9 protein-coding genes are annotated in these 15673 nt (G+C 35.8%); 2 read left to right on the top strand and 7 right to left on the bottom strand.

The window, feature by feature from the left end:
- Positions 1–16 precede the first annotated feature (16 nt).
- The 3 genes from ACKTTZ_RS00995 to ACKTTZ_RS00985 are packed head-to-tail and all read right to left on the bottom strand — an operon-like array spanning position 17 to position 8321.
- The gene (locus tag ACKTTZ_RS00995; protein WP_407847016.1) at positions 17–3703 is read right to left on the bottom strand and encodes a DUF6443 domain-containing protein; all 3687 of its coding nucleotides are present in this window, start codon (positions 3701–3703) and stop codon (positions 17–19) included.
- 18 nt (positions 3704–3721) lie between these two features.
- Positions 3722–6688 (bottom strand): hypothetical protein, encoded by a 2967-nt coding sequence (locus tag ACKTTZ_RS00990; protein ID WP_407847015.1) that lies wholly within the window; start codon positions 6686–6688, stop codon positions 3722–3724.
- A 1-nt stretch (position 6689) separates the two neighbouring features.
- Positions 6690–8321, bottom strand: a complete 1632-nt coding sequence (locus ACKTTZ_RS00985; RefSeq protein WP_407847014.1) for a T9SS type A sorting domain-containing protein — start codon at positions 8319–8321, stop codon at positions 6690–6692.
- A 250-nt stretch (positions 8322–8571) separates the two neighbouring features.
- Here ACKTTZ_RS00985 and ACKTTZ_RS00980 point away from each other — a divergent pair, with 250 nt between their 5' ends.
- Positions 8572–8844: a helix-turn-helix domain-containing protein gene (locus ACKTTZ_RS00980; RefSeq protein WP_407847013.1), complete on the top strand. Its 273-nt coding sequence runs from the start codon at positions 8572–8574 to the stop codon at positions 8842–8844.
- Between the two features lie 7 nt (positions 8845–8851).
- On the opposite strand, the gene ACKTTZ_RS00975 is transcribed toward ACKTTZ_RS00980, so the two are convergent.
- From ACKTTZ_RS00975 to mdlD, 4 genes are all read right to left on the bottom strand, one after another.
- On the bottom strand, positions 8852–9895 hold the full coding sequence (locus tag ACKTTZ_RS00975; protein WP_407847012.1) for an anhydro-N-acetylmuramic acid kinase: 1044 nt from the start codon (positions 9893–9895) through the stop codon (positions 8852–8854).
- 12 nt (positions 9896–9907) lie between these two features.
- Positions 9908–10498, bottom strand: a complete 591-nt coding sequence (gene lptC / locus ACKTTZ_RS00970; protein ID WP_034699921.1) for an LPS export ABC transporter periplasmic protein LptC — start codon at positions 10496–10498, stop codon at positions 9908–9910.
- A gap of 1 nt (position 10499) precedes the next feature.
- Positions 10500–11816 carry a hypothetical protein gene (locus ACKTTZ_RS00965; RefSeq protein WP_034699923.1) on the bottom strand — a complete coding sequence of 439 codons (1317 nt, stop codon included), beginning with the start codon at positions 11814–11816 and terminating at the stop codon, positions 10500–10502.
- 196 nt (positions 11817–12012) lie between these two features.
- On the bottom strand, positions 12013–13332 hold the full coding sequence (gene mdlD, locus ACKTTZ_RS00960) for an NAD(P)-dependent benzaldehyde dehydrogenase MdlD (RefSeq protein ID WP_253318074.1): 1320 nt from the start codon (positions 13330–13332) through the stop codon (positions 12013–12015).
- Positions 13333–14311: 979 nt separating this feature from the next.
- On the opposite strand from mdlD, the gene ACKTTZ_RS00955 reads away from it, so the two are divergent.
- A complete protein-coding gene (locus tag ACKTTZ_RS00955; RefSeq protein ID WP_407847011.1) occupies positions 14312–15430 on the top strand; it encodes an ATP-binding protein in 1119 nt (372 codons plus the stop codon).
- Positions 15431–15673: the final 243 nt, after the last annotated feature.

Raw genomic sequence — 15673 nt, 5'->3', positions numbered from 1 at the left:
TTATTTATTTATCTATTTATTTTATTGGTGGTGTAAATTGGGCTCCAAATTTTTGATCTATTAAAGTTGCTTGATCTAACAGTTCCTGCTTCGTTGGAGTAGGATTTTCTTTATAAAACTTATTCCAAATCTTTCTTATCTGGCTCAAATGCACATCACTATTTATACTTTTGGGAATTCCTCTTAAGTTCTCTAAACTATGCATTTCAGCTTCAGTAACTACTCCGGGATATCTCTTTAATACTTGCTGCTCAACGGCATGATGTACCACAACACTACCTTTTAATTCTGGATTAACACTAAAAAAATTTCCTTTATAGTTGTTTGAACTACTTATTCCAAAGGCAGCTACTTTTTCAGTGGCTAACTCTGCTTGTATAAGACCCTTCATGCTCGGTCCTCCTACAGGTACATCTCCCATTAATGGTGCTACATTGGTTGCTATTCCGTCAGCATTTACTTGATATGAGAGTCCATTACCTCCTTTCCATATACGAGGATTAATAAAAGACCATATTTTGCCTAAAATAGATTCTTTGGCATCCAATACCTTATTACCAATTCTACTACCGTAAAAGTTATTTTGCTCATTCCATTGTTCCATGTAGACATTTACGTGATTCCGTAGCTGTAATGCCCAAACTACACCAATCTTCCCAGTTAAGTCTATCGGTGGTATTGCAATATTTAATCCTTCAAATTTGATCCAGAAGTTTTCATTATTGCTTCCAAAAGTCCCGCCTCCTGTATGCCAAGCCTCCAGAGCGTTGTCTAATGCTTTTACACTGCCTCCATTCCGGAAATAGCTCATTGCCCAGCTAATATCATCCCCTTCGAAAGACCATCCGTCTGTGGTTCTGTCTATTTCTCTTCCGTCAGGATCAGTGAAAGACACAGGGTTGTTCATTACATAGGCATAAGGACTGGTAGAATGATAACTTTCTGCCAGCTGGTCTATGCCATTCCATCTTCCCAGGTCCGGCATATACTGTCTCCAGCCATAATCCAGATTACCTGTACTCTGTAATTCTTTACCATTGTAAAGATATTTAAATTTATTATTACTTGTATCTCCTGTGTTGTAACCTGCATGTTTTAATCCAAATGGATAATAATTATTTTCTTCCAGAATTACTGGCTGTCCAGTGTTTCCTTTTGTATAAGACAATCTTATATTTCCAAGGTGGTCTTTATATTGATAGACATATCTGCTATTGACAAAATCATAATAACCCTCTTCATTAGCCAATACACATGATGTCAGTATCCCGGTTGAAGAGTTATCTGTATATTGAAAGCCACCCAGATAATCGGTAACCTCCATATTCCTTGTCATCTGTAATTTAGTACCATCAGAAGAATAAACATATTTCAGCGTTTCTGTTGGAGAGGTAGAAGGAATTATGGAAGGAAGGTTTAGAAAATTATAAGAAATCTTTTCCAACTTTTTGTCCAGATGTTGCGTAAGGTTTCCATTGGCATCATATCTCATCACAGTTCCTTTTCCACGAGCAAGGGGATACCCGCTGAGAGCATTTCCTTTTCCTGACTCTGCCACATATTCCAGCTGGTTTCCACCACTTAGATAATTATAGGTAAGGTCATCCATCACCTCAGCGGTACCATTCACAGCACTTCCCGTTCTATTCAGTGAGCTTATATTCCCCCCAGTATCATATCCTATCACCTCACTGTATTCCTTAGAATAAGGATTGGTTGCATTCTGGAAAAATCCTGCCAATAATCTTGATACGCCATCATATACATAGCCATATCTTCTTAGTGGCTCATTGGCACCGGAAGCCGTTTTCCAATCGGTTTCTGCAATACTTCCATTGTATTTCGGTTTCACTCTATGGTGGGCAAAAGAGTTGTTGGGTATTTCTGCTCCTTCTACAGTATTATATTTTACTTTGTAGGCAAATAACTTACTTCCCATGCTGCTTATATCGGAAGCGTTGATTCCGGTAAGCCATCCATGAATATTATAAGAATAATCGATGCTCTGAAGCGTATTTCCTGTCTTCTTGTTGGTGATCTGTCCCAGATCATTATAAGTATAATCAGAAAGAAGTTCTTCTTGGTTGGAACCAATCTGCTGATAATGCTTCAGCAGGAAATTCTGTGAACTGTATACAAACCTGTCTTTTATCGTAATTTGAGTATTTGATGTATTTTTTGAATGGAATGTATAAGACTCTTTTGTTTTTCCTGAAAAATCAAGCAAAGCTTCCGTGCGGGTAAAACCACCCAGATGATTACCTTCATACGTCCCGATTACCCTTCCCAAAGTATCATACCACAGTACCGATGAGGTCCATTTTTCATTTTCAACATTTCTTGTAATGGATGCCGTAGGAAGCATTTTAGTACTTCTTACAGATGATAACCCATTGACGGTCATAGAGGATGCTACAGGAGAAAGGGTGTTGCTTCCCTGTATCTGTTGAGGTCTTTGAGCTACCCCTGTAGGATATTCATCATAATAATTGACCCCAAAAACAGTCAGGCTTCCGGTAGGAAAAGCTTCCTGGGTATAGTATATATTTAGATTATTCTGAGTGAACGGTGAACTGCTGGACTTTTCATTATTAAGTGCATTAACTGAAGTATTATTCAATGTTGACTGTATATCTGCCCTTGAAGCTGTAGAAGGAAAGAAACCATAATATAAAGACCTTCCGAAGGCATCATATTTTGTGAACATCCAGCCCTTTTGACCGAAATTGTTTATAGTGCTTCTTAAATTCCCATCCTGTCCCAGTACTTGCCTGTTCTGTTTATCAAATACAAAATATTCCCAGTCCTTCCCCGGAATTTTTTTCTCGACAAGCCGATAGTATTGGTCATATTTGTATTGGTAACATAATGTATTCAATACTGCCTGAATTTGAGTTATAGTACTAGAAACAGCTGCTTTGGGAGGAATTATATATGCTATATTTCCAGTGTCATCATATACATAATAGGTATCAAGATTCTCAGTAGAACCATCTATTTTAGTATTGATTTGGCGTAGGAGTATTTTTACTCCTCGTGAATTGGTAAATGTTTGATTTTCATTTCCATCCTCATCTTTTGAGACGGTCTTAAATAATGTACCTGCCTTATAATAACCTCCGGAAGTATAGGCATCATCTGCTCCCAATGATAGAGAAACATCATAGATACCTGCTGATGGATTCCAGACAGTTTCAGCCCGAAATCTTTTTATCTGCCCTTCGGCATTGAGTGCATATTCCATTTTTTGAACATGTGTTCCGCTTATCTGCCATTCTGTTCCGGGCATCGCCTGTTTCTCAAGTCTTCCCAATGGAGATTTCTCATATGCTGCCTCTGAATAGGCATTGGGAATACCATAATAGGTATTTACTGTATTTCCATTCGTTGCTGATAAATAAGCCCCATTCTGTGAAGCTGCGGGGAGTGGGAGATAAGATTTAGTCTGCCTTCCTGAAGAATCATAAGCAATAGTAACTACAATATCTTTTGCTGACGGAGATCCCTTTATGGCAATATTCTGAACAGGTCTTCCCAATCCGTCCATATACTGCACAGTCTGGATCTGGGAAGCTCCAGACTGTTCTGTAGTAACAGCTTCCATATAAGTTCTGCTGTAGATGTAGTTCTCACTCTGCGTTAAACTCTGCGCCTTGCTCAGAACAGAAAGAAACAGAGAGAGAAATAATATAATATTTTTCATACTATTAGATTTAAAGTGTTAAGGTTGTGGCTTGTTATTGTATTTATATTCCTTTAGAATATTCCCATTTACATCTGATACTGTTTTCAATCTTCCGCTTTTGTCATATTGATAGATCTCACGAATACCATTCGGAGGGGTTGTTGTGGTTACACCTACTAAAGGATCATAGGTATAGGTTGTAACCTGAAAATTTTTCAAAACAGCATTACTTCTGAATAGGTCTAATGCTTTAACAAGCTCTGTTTCAGATAGGACATCTTTGTCAGCATTGGATTTTAAAACAATATCATCTGCCATAGTTCCTATATCTGTGAGTCTGGCACCTTCTATTTTTGCAATAGGCATGGTTTGATTATATCCCCAGATCAAAACAACAGGAAATCCTATCCCTGAAGTCTCATCAACATTTACCATGTATTGGCGCACATTCCCGTAGCTATCATAAACCTCATATTTTACAGTTGTTTTACTACTTCCATTATCTGTATTGCTGACCTTTAATGATATTGGATCAAATCTCCCCGAGTCAGTATAGAAATTTTCTGTTTTAGCAGCAGCCCTTCCATCTATCTTGGTCTCTGTTTCCAGTGGTATGGAAAAAATATTGGCATCCATCATCTGTGTTTTATTTTTATCTGCTGCATATCTAATCCAGCTTTCTGTTATGATGCCATCAGAAGATATTCCTTTCATAAAACTTGTTTTAAAGTTGCTAGAATTAAAGATTGTTTCACTTGTAGTCTTGGCAAAGACATTTCCTGAAAAATTTCTGGTAGTGGTTTTTGTATTCTTGATATAAGCAGGTTTAGTATACACTTCTGGATTACCATTGTATGCACCTATTTTAAGATCAGGGAGATTTTGAAGTGTCTCAAATTCTGTTTCATATTCTAAATAGGATAATATTTGGTTTTGGGCATTATATATCTCTTTCTTTTCTAACACACCAGATTTTGTTATAGGATAGTATTGCCAAAAGTTGGTAGGATTACCGTCCACCGTATATGAAGTTTTTGAATAATCATCCGGATTTTTGAAATAATATCTTACAAGACCATTTTCTCCATCACTTACAGATACGTTTTTATACAACACATAGCCAGGAAAAAAATTATTAGTACTTTCGGATTCATTTCTGAAAATATAACCACTAGAGCTAATAGGGTCACTGAATGAGGCATAATTATACTGTTCTGTTTTCGATGGAACAGTTTCTGTACTGCTCGTGTAATATTTGATATTTTTGAGTCTTGGACCATACTTATAAGTGCTGGTTTTATTGGGATAAGGTCCGTTTTTAAGCTTTATCTGGGACATTAAAAGCTGTGCTTTACCACCTGTTCCAGAAACACTTATTGTATAATTACCGGGTAATAATTGATAAATAGATGCTTGATTGGAAATACAAAATGTACTTATCACTTCATTATTTTTTTTCAGCGTATAGGTCAAATCAAAATGATAATGTCCTCCAGGTTGAGGATCTCCCGGGCCAGGCTGATCATTAGGATCAGGGGTATCCGGAACCCAGATTCCAGGTGGGTAATATTCACTAACAAGAAATTGTAATGCTACTGATTGTGTCACTCCCGGGGATCCTGTAACGGTTAAGGTATATTCTAAACTCTGATTAGTATCTACATTGAGTACCGGAACTAACGGCTTCCAATCCTGTACATATGGATCAACTATTTTCCCTGTGCCCATTGCATTTTCCAGATACTGTGGAGTATTTCTATTGAAAAAGTAATCATGAGCCTCATAATTATATTCAGCTACTCCACCCATAGGATAAATAATTCTTTTTAATAATCCGGGCATCTGGTAAGAGTCGAAATTACCAGGCGTGGGAACCGGCTCAACATAACAAAGATATATATTATCCTCATTAAGGGTTTCCTGATAAGGGTTATATATAAAGCCGGTTTTTTCGTATTCTAACTGGTCTTTGTTAATTTTTAAAAGTTTTGCAAGCAGCCTTCTTCCTTTTTCCTCAGTATTGTCTGAAGGAGTCGATGGATAAAGTTGCGTCCAACTGTAAACGAATTTATATCCAGAAATCACACTTCCCCAGGTATCTTTCAAAAGAATTTGTGAGATACTGTAAGGATCATTCATTGTTTTTTCCTTTGTTTCATCATATTGGTAATCTATATTTACAGAGCCTAAGCCGTCAGCATTTATCTTTGAAAGTTTACAACTCCGATATATAATAGGAGAAGTCGACTCTGCGGTAGCATGCTTGCTGTCTTTTCTATATTCAAAGCTTGCAACAACCATATTATCCGGCATTTTGATCTGACTCAAAAAGAAGGCTGACCTATACGGCAGAACAGCATCAGCATTACTACTCTCACTATAATCATTAAAAACATACTTATACCCGCTTTCATCTGTAATGGTAAAACTTGATACTGTAAAATAAAGTGGTGCTGCAGTATCTCTGATATAGGTTATTTTTACTTTATTCGCAGAAAGGCTTTGAATATCAATGTTACCAGTCGTTGCATTTTTGTTAAATTTGAATTTTCCTGAAACTCCCGGTAAATTATAATAATAAACATCATCAAAAATTTCCGGGGAATTACTCGAAGGATTATTACTGTATTGAACCTCATTTAAGGAGCCTATAATTTCTCTTGAAATAACTCCTCCTGCTAAGAGAGACCATCCTGTACCAACTTCACCGGCTGGTTCCAACGACTTTACATTCTTAGAATTATAAGCCAGTGCCAATGGCAATGAAATATTCTTGGAACGGGTAGGAAGCTCAATCAAAGGAATAGATAAGTTTGATGTACCATTAGCTATTGTAGCCGGGGTATTATTATATGCCGCTAAAGAGGATACTGATGCAACGGGATGAGCAAAGTCTCCAAAATTAATTTCGGGGGATTGGGCTTTTAACATATTGGAGAACATACTCCCAACCAATGTTCCTGTCAAGTATAGCAGCCATTGTATTGTATTTTTTTTCATCATTTTATTTTTTAATCAGTTTGGCATTCGCCGTTTTATTGGTATCTGTTTTTATGGTAATTAAGTAAGCTCCCTGAACCAAAGTCTGGGTATTAATCTTAGTCACTTTGTTTATGGTTTTCAGAGTTTGAAGCTGTCTTCCAGACATATCATACAACAGAATATCTGCTTCTTTGAAATCATTGAATTCTATTTCTACATAAGCATAATCTGAAACAGGGTTCGGATAAATTTTAATGTCATATTTTTCTATTAACTGATCAACCTGTTTGTCTCCCAGTTTGATAATCTTCCAGTTCTCTTTACCTAGCTCTTCTGCACTGGTTCCTGCCAATACAATAGAACCATCTCTGTTCAGCTTTAAATCAGAAAGTCTTTCTTCCTTTTTTCTGGATTCCCCTCTGACATGCTTTCTCCACTGCTCATTTCCGTTCTGATCAAGATAGAGCATCCAGAAGGTTTCATCATCAGTTTCTATTCTTCCCTCTGCCTGGGTATAACCTCCCAATAAGATTCCTTTTGAAGATTTGTCATCAGCTGAATGAATCACACTCATTCCCATTAAAATATCTCTGTTTTTGAAATTGTAGGATTTTTGCCACTGTTCATCACCTCTTTCGCTTAGGGCAATCAGCCAAAGGTCTGTTCCTTCTTCCAATCCAACGGTTTTATTTCCTGACCTTTCTGATCTTGATTCTCCACCGATGATAAAGCCATTTGAAATTAAAGCCAGAGTTCTTAAATGATCATCTCCTTTGCCTCCTAAGTTCTTTTCCCATTCCACTTTTCCGTTTTTGTCCAGCTTTACGATCCAATAGTCCCCCTCACCAAAGTTTTCAGTTTGTTTCGAGTTTCGGGATACGGGATTCGGGTTTTGAATATTTGATGCAGAACCCGCACCTCGCATCCCGGAATCTTTTTCAGAACCCGAAACACGAACCTCGGAACTTCTGGAATACATTCCCAATAATGCACCTCCGTCTCTCGTTGGAATCATTTTTTCTACTTCGTCTAGACCTTTTCCACCTAAAATTAATTGGGAGAGTTCTTTTCCGTTTTTGTCTAATCTGGTAACCCAGACATCTTTAGATCCATAGCCTTTTGCAGAATTCTGTATATTTCCAGCAACAAAGAATCCTAAATCGGTAGTTTGGATAACCGCTCTGGCTTCTTCATCGGAAGAACTTCCCAACGTTTTCTGCCACAATTCATCCCCGAATTCATTAATTCTGATCAGCCAGATATCTGAACCGCCTTTGGAATCGTCTTTTTTGTCCAATCCTTTTCCGGAATAAGAAGTTCCTGCCAGAAGAAATCCTCCATCCTGAGTAGTAACAGTCGCCGACAGATAATCATGGTTTTGTCCTGAGAAATATTTCTCCCAGACTTCTTCTCCCTGCTGATTGAGTTTTACCAAATGAAAATCATAACCGTTGTTTTGCTTACTGCTTGAAGCCTGTTGCTTATTGCTTTGAATAGAGCTTCCTGTGATCAGGTACTGCTGATCTATTGTCGTGGTAATCTGGCTTAGAAAGTCCTGCGTGCCGGACCTGATATCCTTTTGCCAGAGAGTTTCCTGAGCGGATAAACTCAGGATTGTGCATAAAGTAAATGCACAGAAATAATTTTTTTTCATAGGCTTGTGTTGTTAACGTGTTAAAAATATTATTAATAGGGGAAATATATACTCCGTAAAAACCCCATATTTTCATTAATTTTTCTTAACATATATTGTTTTCAATCTTAACTATATATGACAAAGCTAGACACACATAGCGACAAAATATGTCGTGTCTTTTTTATCTTTCAAACATATTTAATTTTTGTACCGGCTTTACAAATATAAATAAATGTAGTAATATAAGATTACAAAAATGTAGTATTTTATGATTCACTTTGTACAAGTGAAATATATTGAAGAACATAAAATCTCAGAATTAAAGCAAAGAATACCCGTCGAAATAGGTAATCAAATAAGAATATTTCGTGAAAAGAAAAAACTTTCACAAACGGAACTTGCTATGATGATAGGGAAGGATAGACAGTATCTCTATAAAATTGAAAAAGGAAAGGTAACTTCCAGTATTTTCACTATTTCTGTTATAGCCTATGCTTTAGATATTTCCCTGGCTGAGCTGATCGGTGAAATAGAAGTATGAAAAATATCTAAGCAATAACTCCCGAACAATGATCCGCAGTACTTCCAGTCGCAGAAGACAGCACATTGATCTCGTTATTCATTTTTAAAACACCCATGAAGGCAAAAATCAAAGCTTCCTTATAATCGATGATCTCTTTTTCGGGGATGATCACTTCGGCTTGTGTTTTCGCTCTTATTTTTTCAATTAAAAACGTGTTGTAAGCACCTCCACCAGTGATAAGGATGTCTTTTATATTATATCCATTGATGACATTGGCGATTTGCTGGGCAGCATGTTCTGTAAAAGTAGCCAGCGCATCTACTGTTTCAATATTTTCAAGAAGCGGAAATATATGTTGATGGCACCATTCTATTCCCAAAGATTTTGGATGTGAAATTTGATAGAAATCCAAACCATTAAGCTGATTCAGCAAAGTTTCATCTGTTTTCCCTTTTGCTGCCAAAGCTCCGTTTTCATCATAATTTTTATGAAGCTGTTGAGCCAAATGGTTCAAAACAATATTCACCGGAGCGATATCAAAAGCAATTCTTTTTCCTTCCGAACGTAAAGAAATATTGGAGAATCCACCCAGGTTCAGGCAAGCGCTGTACTCTGAAAAAAGCAACTCATCACCTATAGGAACTAAAGGAGCTCCGTTTCCTTTCATCAAGACATCCTGACTTCTGAAATCATAGATAACAGGTAATCCGGTTTCCAGTTTTATAGCTCTGCCGTCGCCGATTTGTAGTGTGAATTTTTTTTGTGGCTGATGAAAAACTGTATGACCATGAGAGGCAATTAAGTTGATATTTTCAAGTTGATGTTGATGAATAAATTTTTTAACCTGTTGCCCAAGATAAAAGCCATACTCTGAATGCAGTTCCAATAAATCTTCAGAAGAAAGATGAATAGAATTTCTGAGTTGAGTTTCCCAATCTTCAGAATAGGAGAGTGTCTCAGCTTTCAGGATTTGAAAAGTCCATGTGTCCTGCTTTTCAAATTCAGCAAGACAGATATCCAAACCATCCAGACTTGTTCCGGACATCAACCCAATAGCCAGAGCTTTCATTATTTTTTGGAATTATTTTTTATTTTCAGAAATTCTTTTTGAACTGAAATCTCCGGAGTTGTTATAGAATGTGTATTCGGAAAAATCATCCTTAGCAGTCATTCCATTAGCTCCTACCAGCGTAGAACCGTCTTCCATGGTTACATACACTGTATCTTTGGTATAGATTCTGTTTTTTCGTTGATCCCAATAGATACTCTGCATAGCAAATCTCTGTCCTTCATTGGTTTTTATTCTTACATCACCTTTGGCTTCGTAGAATTTTTTGTATTCAAAAATACGGGCGTATTTAGCGGTAATTCTTCCTGGAACTTTAGGTTTTTTTTTATCAAAAAACTCGATGTCAATTCCTTTTCTGGCTACTACATACGGACTGTCAATCAGCTCATATTTTTCAATGATGGGTGCTTTTGCTTTTAAAGTAATAAAGCCGGAATCACGCTGTATAATATTAGCATTGTTGATGATCTGTGAAGGAAAGTTTTTGCTTTGACTACCATTTCTTTTGGTAAGATCTTCCTCACAGGATGTCAATATAAAAAATATAGCACAACTAAAAAGGCATGCTATATTTTTATATGATATTTTTTTTGAAAAGTTCATTTTAGTTATAAAGTGCCTTTCTGAACCACTTATCAGCAAAATTAAAGCCGATTCTCAGGTTGACAAAATTCTGGTTGATCAGGTTGTTTTGAAGAGTTCCTCTCTTACCAACTTCTAACCCAATTTCAAGACCACTCATTCTGGTGATACTACTGTTTTTGAATGGAAGCATAACTCCGGCAGAAATACCGAATTTGTTAATACTGTTCCCTTCCAGGTTTAGATTCCCTCTTTCATAGAACGCTCCGTATCTATAGATTACTCTTGAGAAGTAGCTTCTGAAGTTGTTATAGTTGGGAAGGTACCATCCCCCTGCAGAAATTCTGTAGGTATCCTGGAAACTGAAATCTTTACCAAAATAAGAGATATCTTCTCCTTTTTTATAATCTACCTGTCCAGATACAAACCAATGGTTTTCACTTCCATATCCAACCCCTACGGATGCCTGTAATGGAAGAAGGTTTTTGGATTTCGTTTCTTTTTGTTCGATGATTGTTTCTGAACCAGAAAGTTTAGTGGTTTCCTGAGCATCAGAATATCTGTAAGTACTGTTGGTGTACTGAGTAGTCATATTACTTGTATTACCAAAAGTAGCCGTAGCTCCTACTGTGAACTTCTTATCAGTACGCGTGTTTAAAGTCTGATAGCTTGTTCCCAGTGTAAAATTAAAGTTTCTGACCCTGTTTTTAGTCTCATAACCATTAACATATTCACCTGTATAAGTCCCAAGATTGCTGTTGTAAGCACGGAATTCATTAAGGTCATTAAGGTCTCCAAAATAAAGGTTAGCTTTTGCTCCTACTGATAATTCCTGATTGATTTTATAAGAAACTGCAAGCTGTGCAGTGTTCAAAGTTCCGCTTCCTTTGAAGTTATTTTTGTAAAGAGGAGTCGTGTTATCACTGGCAAGCTGTTCTGTTACGATGTCGTAGCTTTTAGAACTGTATGGCTGATAAGAGATCCCCATTTTCACTTTTGAAGATAATGGAAACGCAATCGAAATATTGGAAAGATACGTAGAATGCTTTGTAGATTTCATATCGTTATAATTCGATTTGAAATAATTGTTTTCGTTGGTAGCTTCCAGTCTGATACTCGTAAGTTCAAAATTGGCGTTGTTTGCCGGGTTGGCAAAATTGAAACTACTGGTAAAATCACTAATAAAAGCAGTAGATATACCTCCCATAGAAGTAGTTTCGATCGTATTATCATATTTCACATCTCCAATTCCATAAGTTGCATAAGGAGAGTTGCTTAGACTCTGTGCATTCAGAAAATATCCAACTGATATGAATGATACTACAAAGATTTTTTTCATTCTTTATTTTTAAAACAATGCGCAAATATCTTAAATATTAATGAATTGTAAAAATTATATGTGGTTAAAGTTTGTTAAGGGCTTTTCTTTAAAAGAAAAATGCAAATTTTCTGCAATAAAAATATCAATTCTGTTTTGCAAAAAAGACTGTTCTATGATGAACAGTCCCGGTTTATATGAATAAGCATTTATACTCTTATTTTACCTGAAGAACAGAACGGCTGTGGCTGAAACACTCAAAACTGAATTTTCCGTGATATTTTCCCATTCCCGAAGTTCCTACACCTCCAAAAGGTAAATAGTGTGAACCCACGTGGATAATAGCACTATTGATCTCAGCATCTCCACTTGTAGTATGGTTTAAAACATAATCGGCAAGTTTCTGGTCTTCCGTGAAAACATATAATGCCAACGGTTTAGGACGGCTATTGATTTCCTCCAATGCTTCCTCAATATCATTATAGGTCATAATAGGAAGAATAGGACCGAAAATCTCCTGCTGCATCACCTGATCATCCCAGGTTACATTATCCATTAAAGTGGCTTCAAAGTGACGGGTTTCAAGATCATAATTTCCTCCGTAAATCACCTTTTCCGGTGCTGCTTCAAGGTAGCCTGCCAAATGTTTAATTTGGTTCTGACTTACAATCTTCCCGATTTTTCCCAAAGAATTACCTTCATAAGTGGCATTTAAATGAGCTTTAAATTTTTCAATAAATGCATCTTTTACAGATTCATGGATATAAATATAGTCAGGTGCCACACAGGTTTGTCCGCAATTAATCCATTTTCCATAAGAAATTCTCGCTACTGCTTTATCCAGATCTGCATCCTTATGAACAATCGTAGGAGATTTTCCTCCAAGTTCCAGAGTAACCGGAATTAACTGTTCTGCAGCGGCTTTCATGACAATTTTACCAACATTGGGGCTTCCTGTAAAGAAAATATAATCAAAAGGAAGGCTTAATAATAAAGTGTTTTCTTCAATAGCACCCTGAATAACGGCTACATAAGATTCATCAAATGATTCTTTGACAATATCTTCAAGAACCTGAGCAACATGTGGTGTATTCTCAGAAGGTTTTATGATTGCAGTATTTCCGGAGAGTAAAGCTCCGATAAGCGGACTGAAGGTCAATTGGACAGGATAGTTGAATGGTCCGATTATATAGGTAACTCCATAAGGCTGATAGGTTATTTTGCTCTCAACTTCAGCGCCTGAAGGATGGGGTTTTGAAGGAACAGAGGTAGGCTTTGCCCATTCATCAATATTTTCCAGCAAATAATCAAGCTCACTGATTACTATTTGAATCTCGACATATTCTGCTTCTTTTCTGCTTTTTCCCAAATCTGTATCTAAAGCTTCACAAAGTACATCGGTATGCTGAAGAAAAACGTCACGGAATTTTTTTAATTGTGCTTTTCTGAATTCAATATCTTTCGTCTGATTGGTTTTGAAAAAGGCTTTCTGCTGCTGAAATATGCCTCTGATTTTTTGTTCCAGGTTGGTATCCATTGGTTTATGATTTTAATATTTGAATTAGGTGTGAAATGGTAAGGAATTTACGAATATTTTCACTGAGTAAATTTATTGTATAAAATTAAATTGCGCAAAATTTAATTTATATTTTATTCTAATCCTATCATTGATATTACCTATAAAATAAGATGATACATTTCTTTTTAAACTTTTATTTTAAACCATTAAGATGGTATGAAGGCTTTAAGAATATTAAGAAAAGCTTCGCTTTAAGCTTAAAAATCAGAATGATTTTTTCTTAACTATCTTTTATTTCTTCACTCCTTCTTAATGGTTTAATATATATTCTATTTATATAAGTTTAAATAATATTCAAAATGTAAGATCTGTATTTTTATCCATTCTGAACCATTAAGATGATATTAAGGCTTTAAGAATATGAAGAAAAGCTTCGCTTTAAGCTTAAAAATCAGAATGATTTTTCTTAACTATCCTTTATTTCTTCACTCCTTCTTAATGGTTTAATATATATTCTAATTGATATAAGTTTAAAGAATATTCGAAATGTAAGATCTGTATTTTTATCCATTCTAAACCATTAAGATGGTATGAAGGCTTTAAGAATATGAAGAAAAGCTTCGCTTTAAGCTTAAAAATCAGAATGATTTTTCTTAACTATCCTTTATTTCTTCAATCCTTCTTAATGGTTTAATATATATTCTAATTGATATAAGTTTAAAGAATATTCGAAATGTAAGATCTATATTTTTATCCATTCTAAACCATTAAGATGGTATTAAGGCTTTAAGAATATGAAGAAAAGCTTCGCTTTAAGCTTAAAAATCAGAATGATTTTTCTTAACTATTCTTTATTTCTTCACTCCTTCTTAATGGTTTAATATATATTCTATTCATGTAAGTTTAAATAATAATAAAAAATGCATGATCTATATTTTTATCCATTTTAAGCAGACTTAATTTTATGAATTGAAATAAGATTTTTTATCTTTGAAACATGAATTGGGAGAACATCGCCGGACAGACAAATCTGAAAAAACTTCTTAGAGATAGCATTGCTGAAAACAGAGTGAGCCATGCCCAGCTTTTTGTAGGAAAAGAGGGATACGGAACATTGCCTATGGTATTGGCCTATGCACGGGAAATTTTCAGTCAGGAAAATGAACATGCTGCTGCGAAGGTGGAGCATCTCAATCACCTGGATCTGCATTTCAGTTTTCCGGTTTTTACGGATAATAAAAACTCGTTAAGCAAAAATAAATTTGATGAGTTCAGAGAAATGATTATGGCTTCCCCTTATGCAAGCTATGATGACTGGACTGCTTTTTTAGAATCAGAAAATAAACAGCTATTTATTTCCGCAGATGAAGTGGATGATCAGAACCAGAAGTTCTCTTTAAAAAGTTTTGAAGGAGGAACCAAAATCCTTATCGTCTGGAGAGCAGATAAAATGAATATTGCAGCATCCAATAAGTTTTTGAAATTTTTGGAGGAACCACCAGCAAAAACTGTCATTCTTCTTACTGCTGAAAGTACAAACGACATTCTTCCAACGATTCTTTCCAGAACACAGATTGTAGAAATTCCGAGAATTAATGATGAGGATATTGAAAATCATCTTAAAAAGAATTTCTCTGTTTCAGAAGAAAAAGTAAGAGAGATTGTTCATGAAGCTCAGGGAGATCTCAATGATGCTATAAAATTGCTGAATTCAGGAGATAAAAGCAATGAGTTTGAAAAGCTTTTTGTACAATGGGTAAGAGATGCCTTTATGGTAAAAAAGAAACCGGAATATCTTAGAAGCATTATTGTCTGGGCAAGAGAAATTGCAGGATGGAACAGGGAGAAACAGAAGAACTTTCTTAATTATTGTTCTGAGATTTTCAGACTGGCATTGCTTCAGAACTATCAGTCTGAAAATCTGGTATATAAAAAGATCAATGCGAACGGCTTCAATTGGGCCGGCTTTTCAAAATTTATCAGTGGAGCTAATATTGAGAGTATTTTAGAAGAAATTAATACAGCCGATCTTCATCTGACCCGAAACGGAAATCCCAAAATTGTCTGGACGGATCTGGGAATAAAACTTTCGAGATATATTCATAAAAGCACATAATTAAAACTCCGGTTAATCCGGGGTTTTTTGTTTTTGCTGTCAGGAAATGTTTGTCATATTGCCTGCACTTTCCCTATTTTTTTGTGCATATTTCAATGTGAAATTGCCAGAAAATTGAAAATTATCATGATTTTTTTTTTCAAAATATCAGATCAGCATGAACTTTTCTTACTTTATATTTCATCAAAAACAGCCTTTCCTGCGGTTTCAGCATCTATTATAGAAACTGTCTTTTCTTTACAA

The sequence above is a fragment of the Chryseobacterium sp. KCF3-3 genome, assembly GCF_045865955.1.
Classification (GTDB): domain Bacteria; phylum Bacteroidota; class Bacteroidia; order Flavobacteriales; family Weeksellaceae; genus Chryseobacterium.
This window is presented reverse-complemented; position numbering and strand designations above follow the sequence as displayed.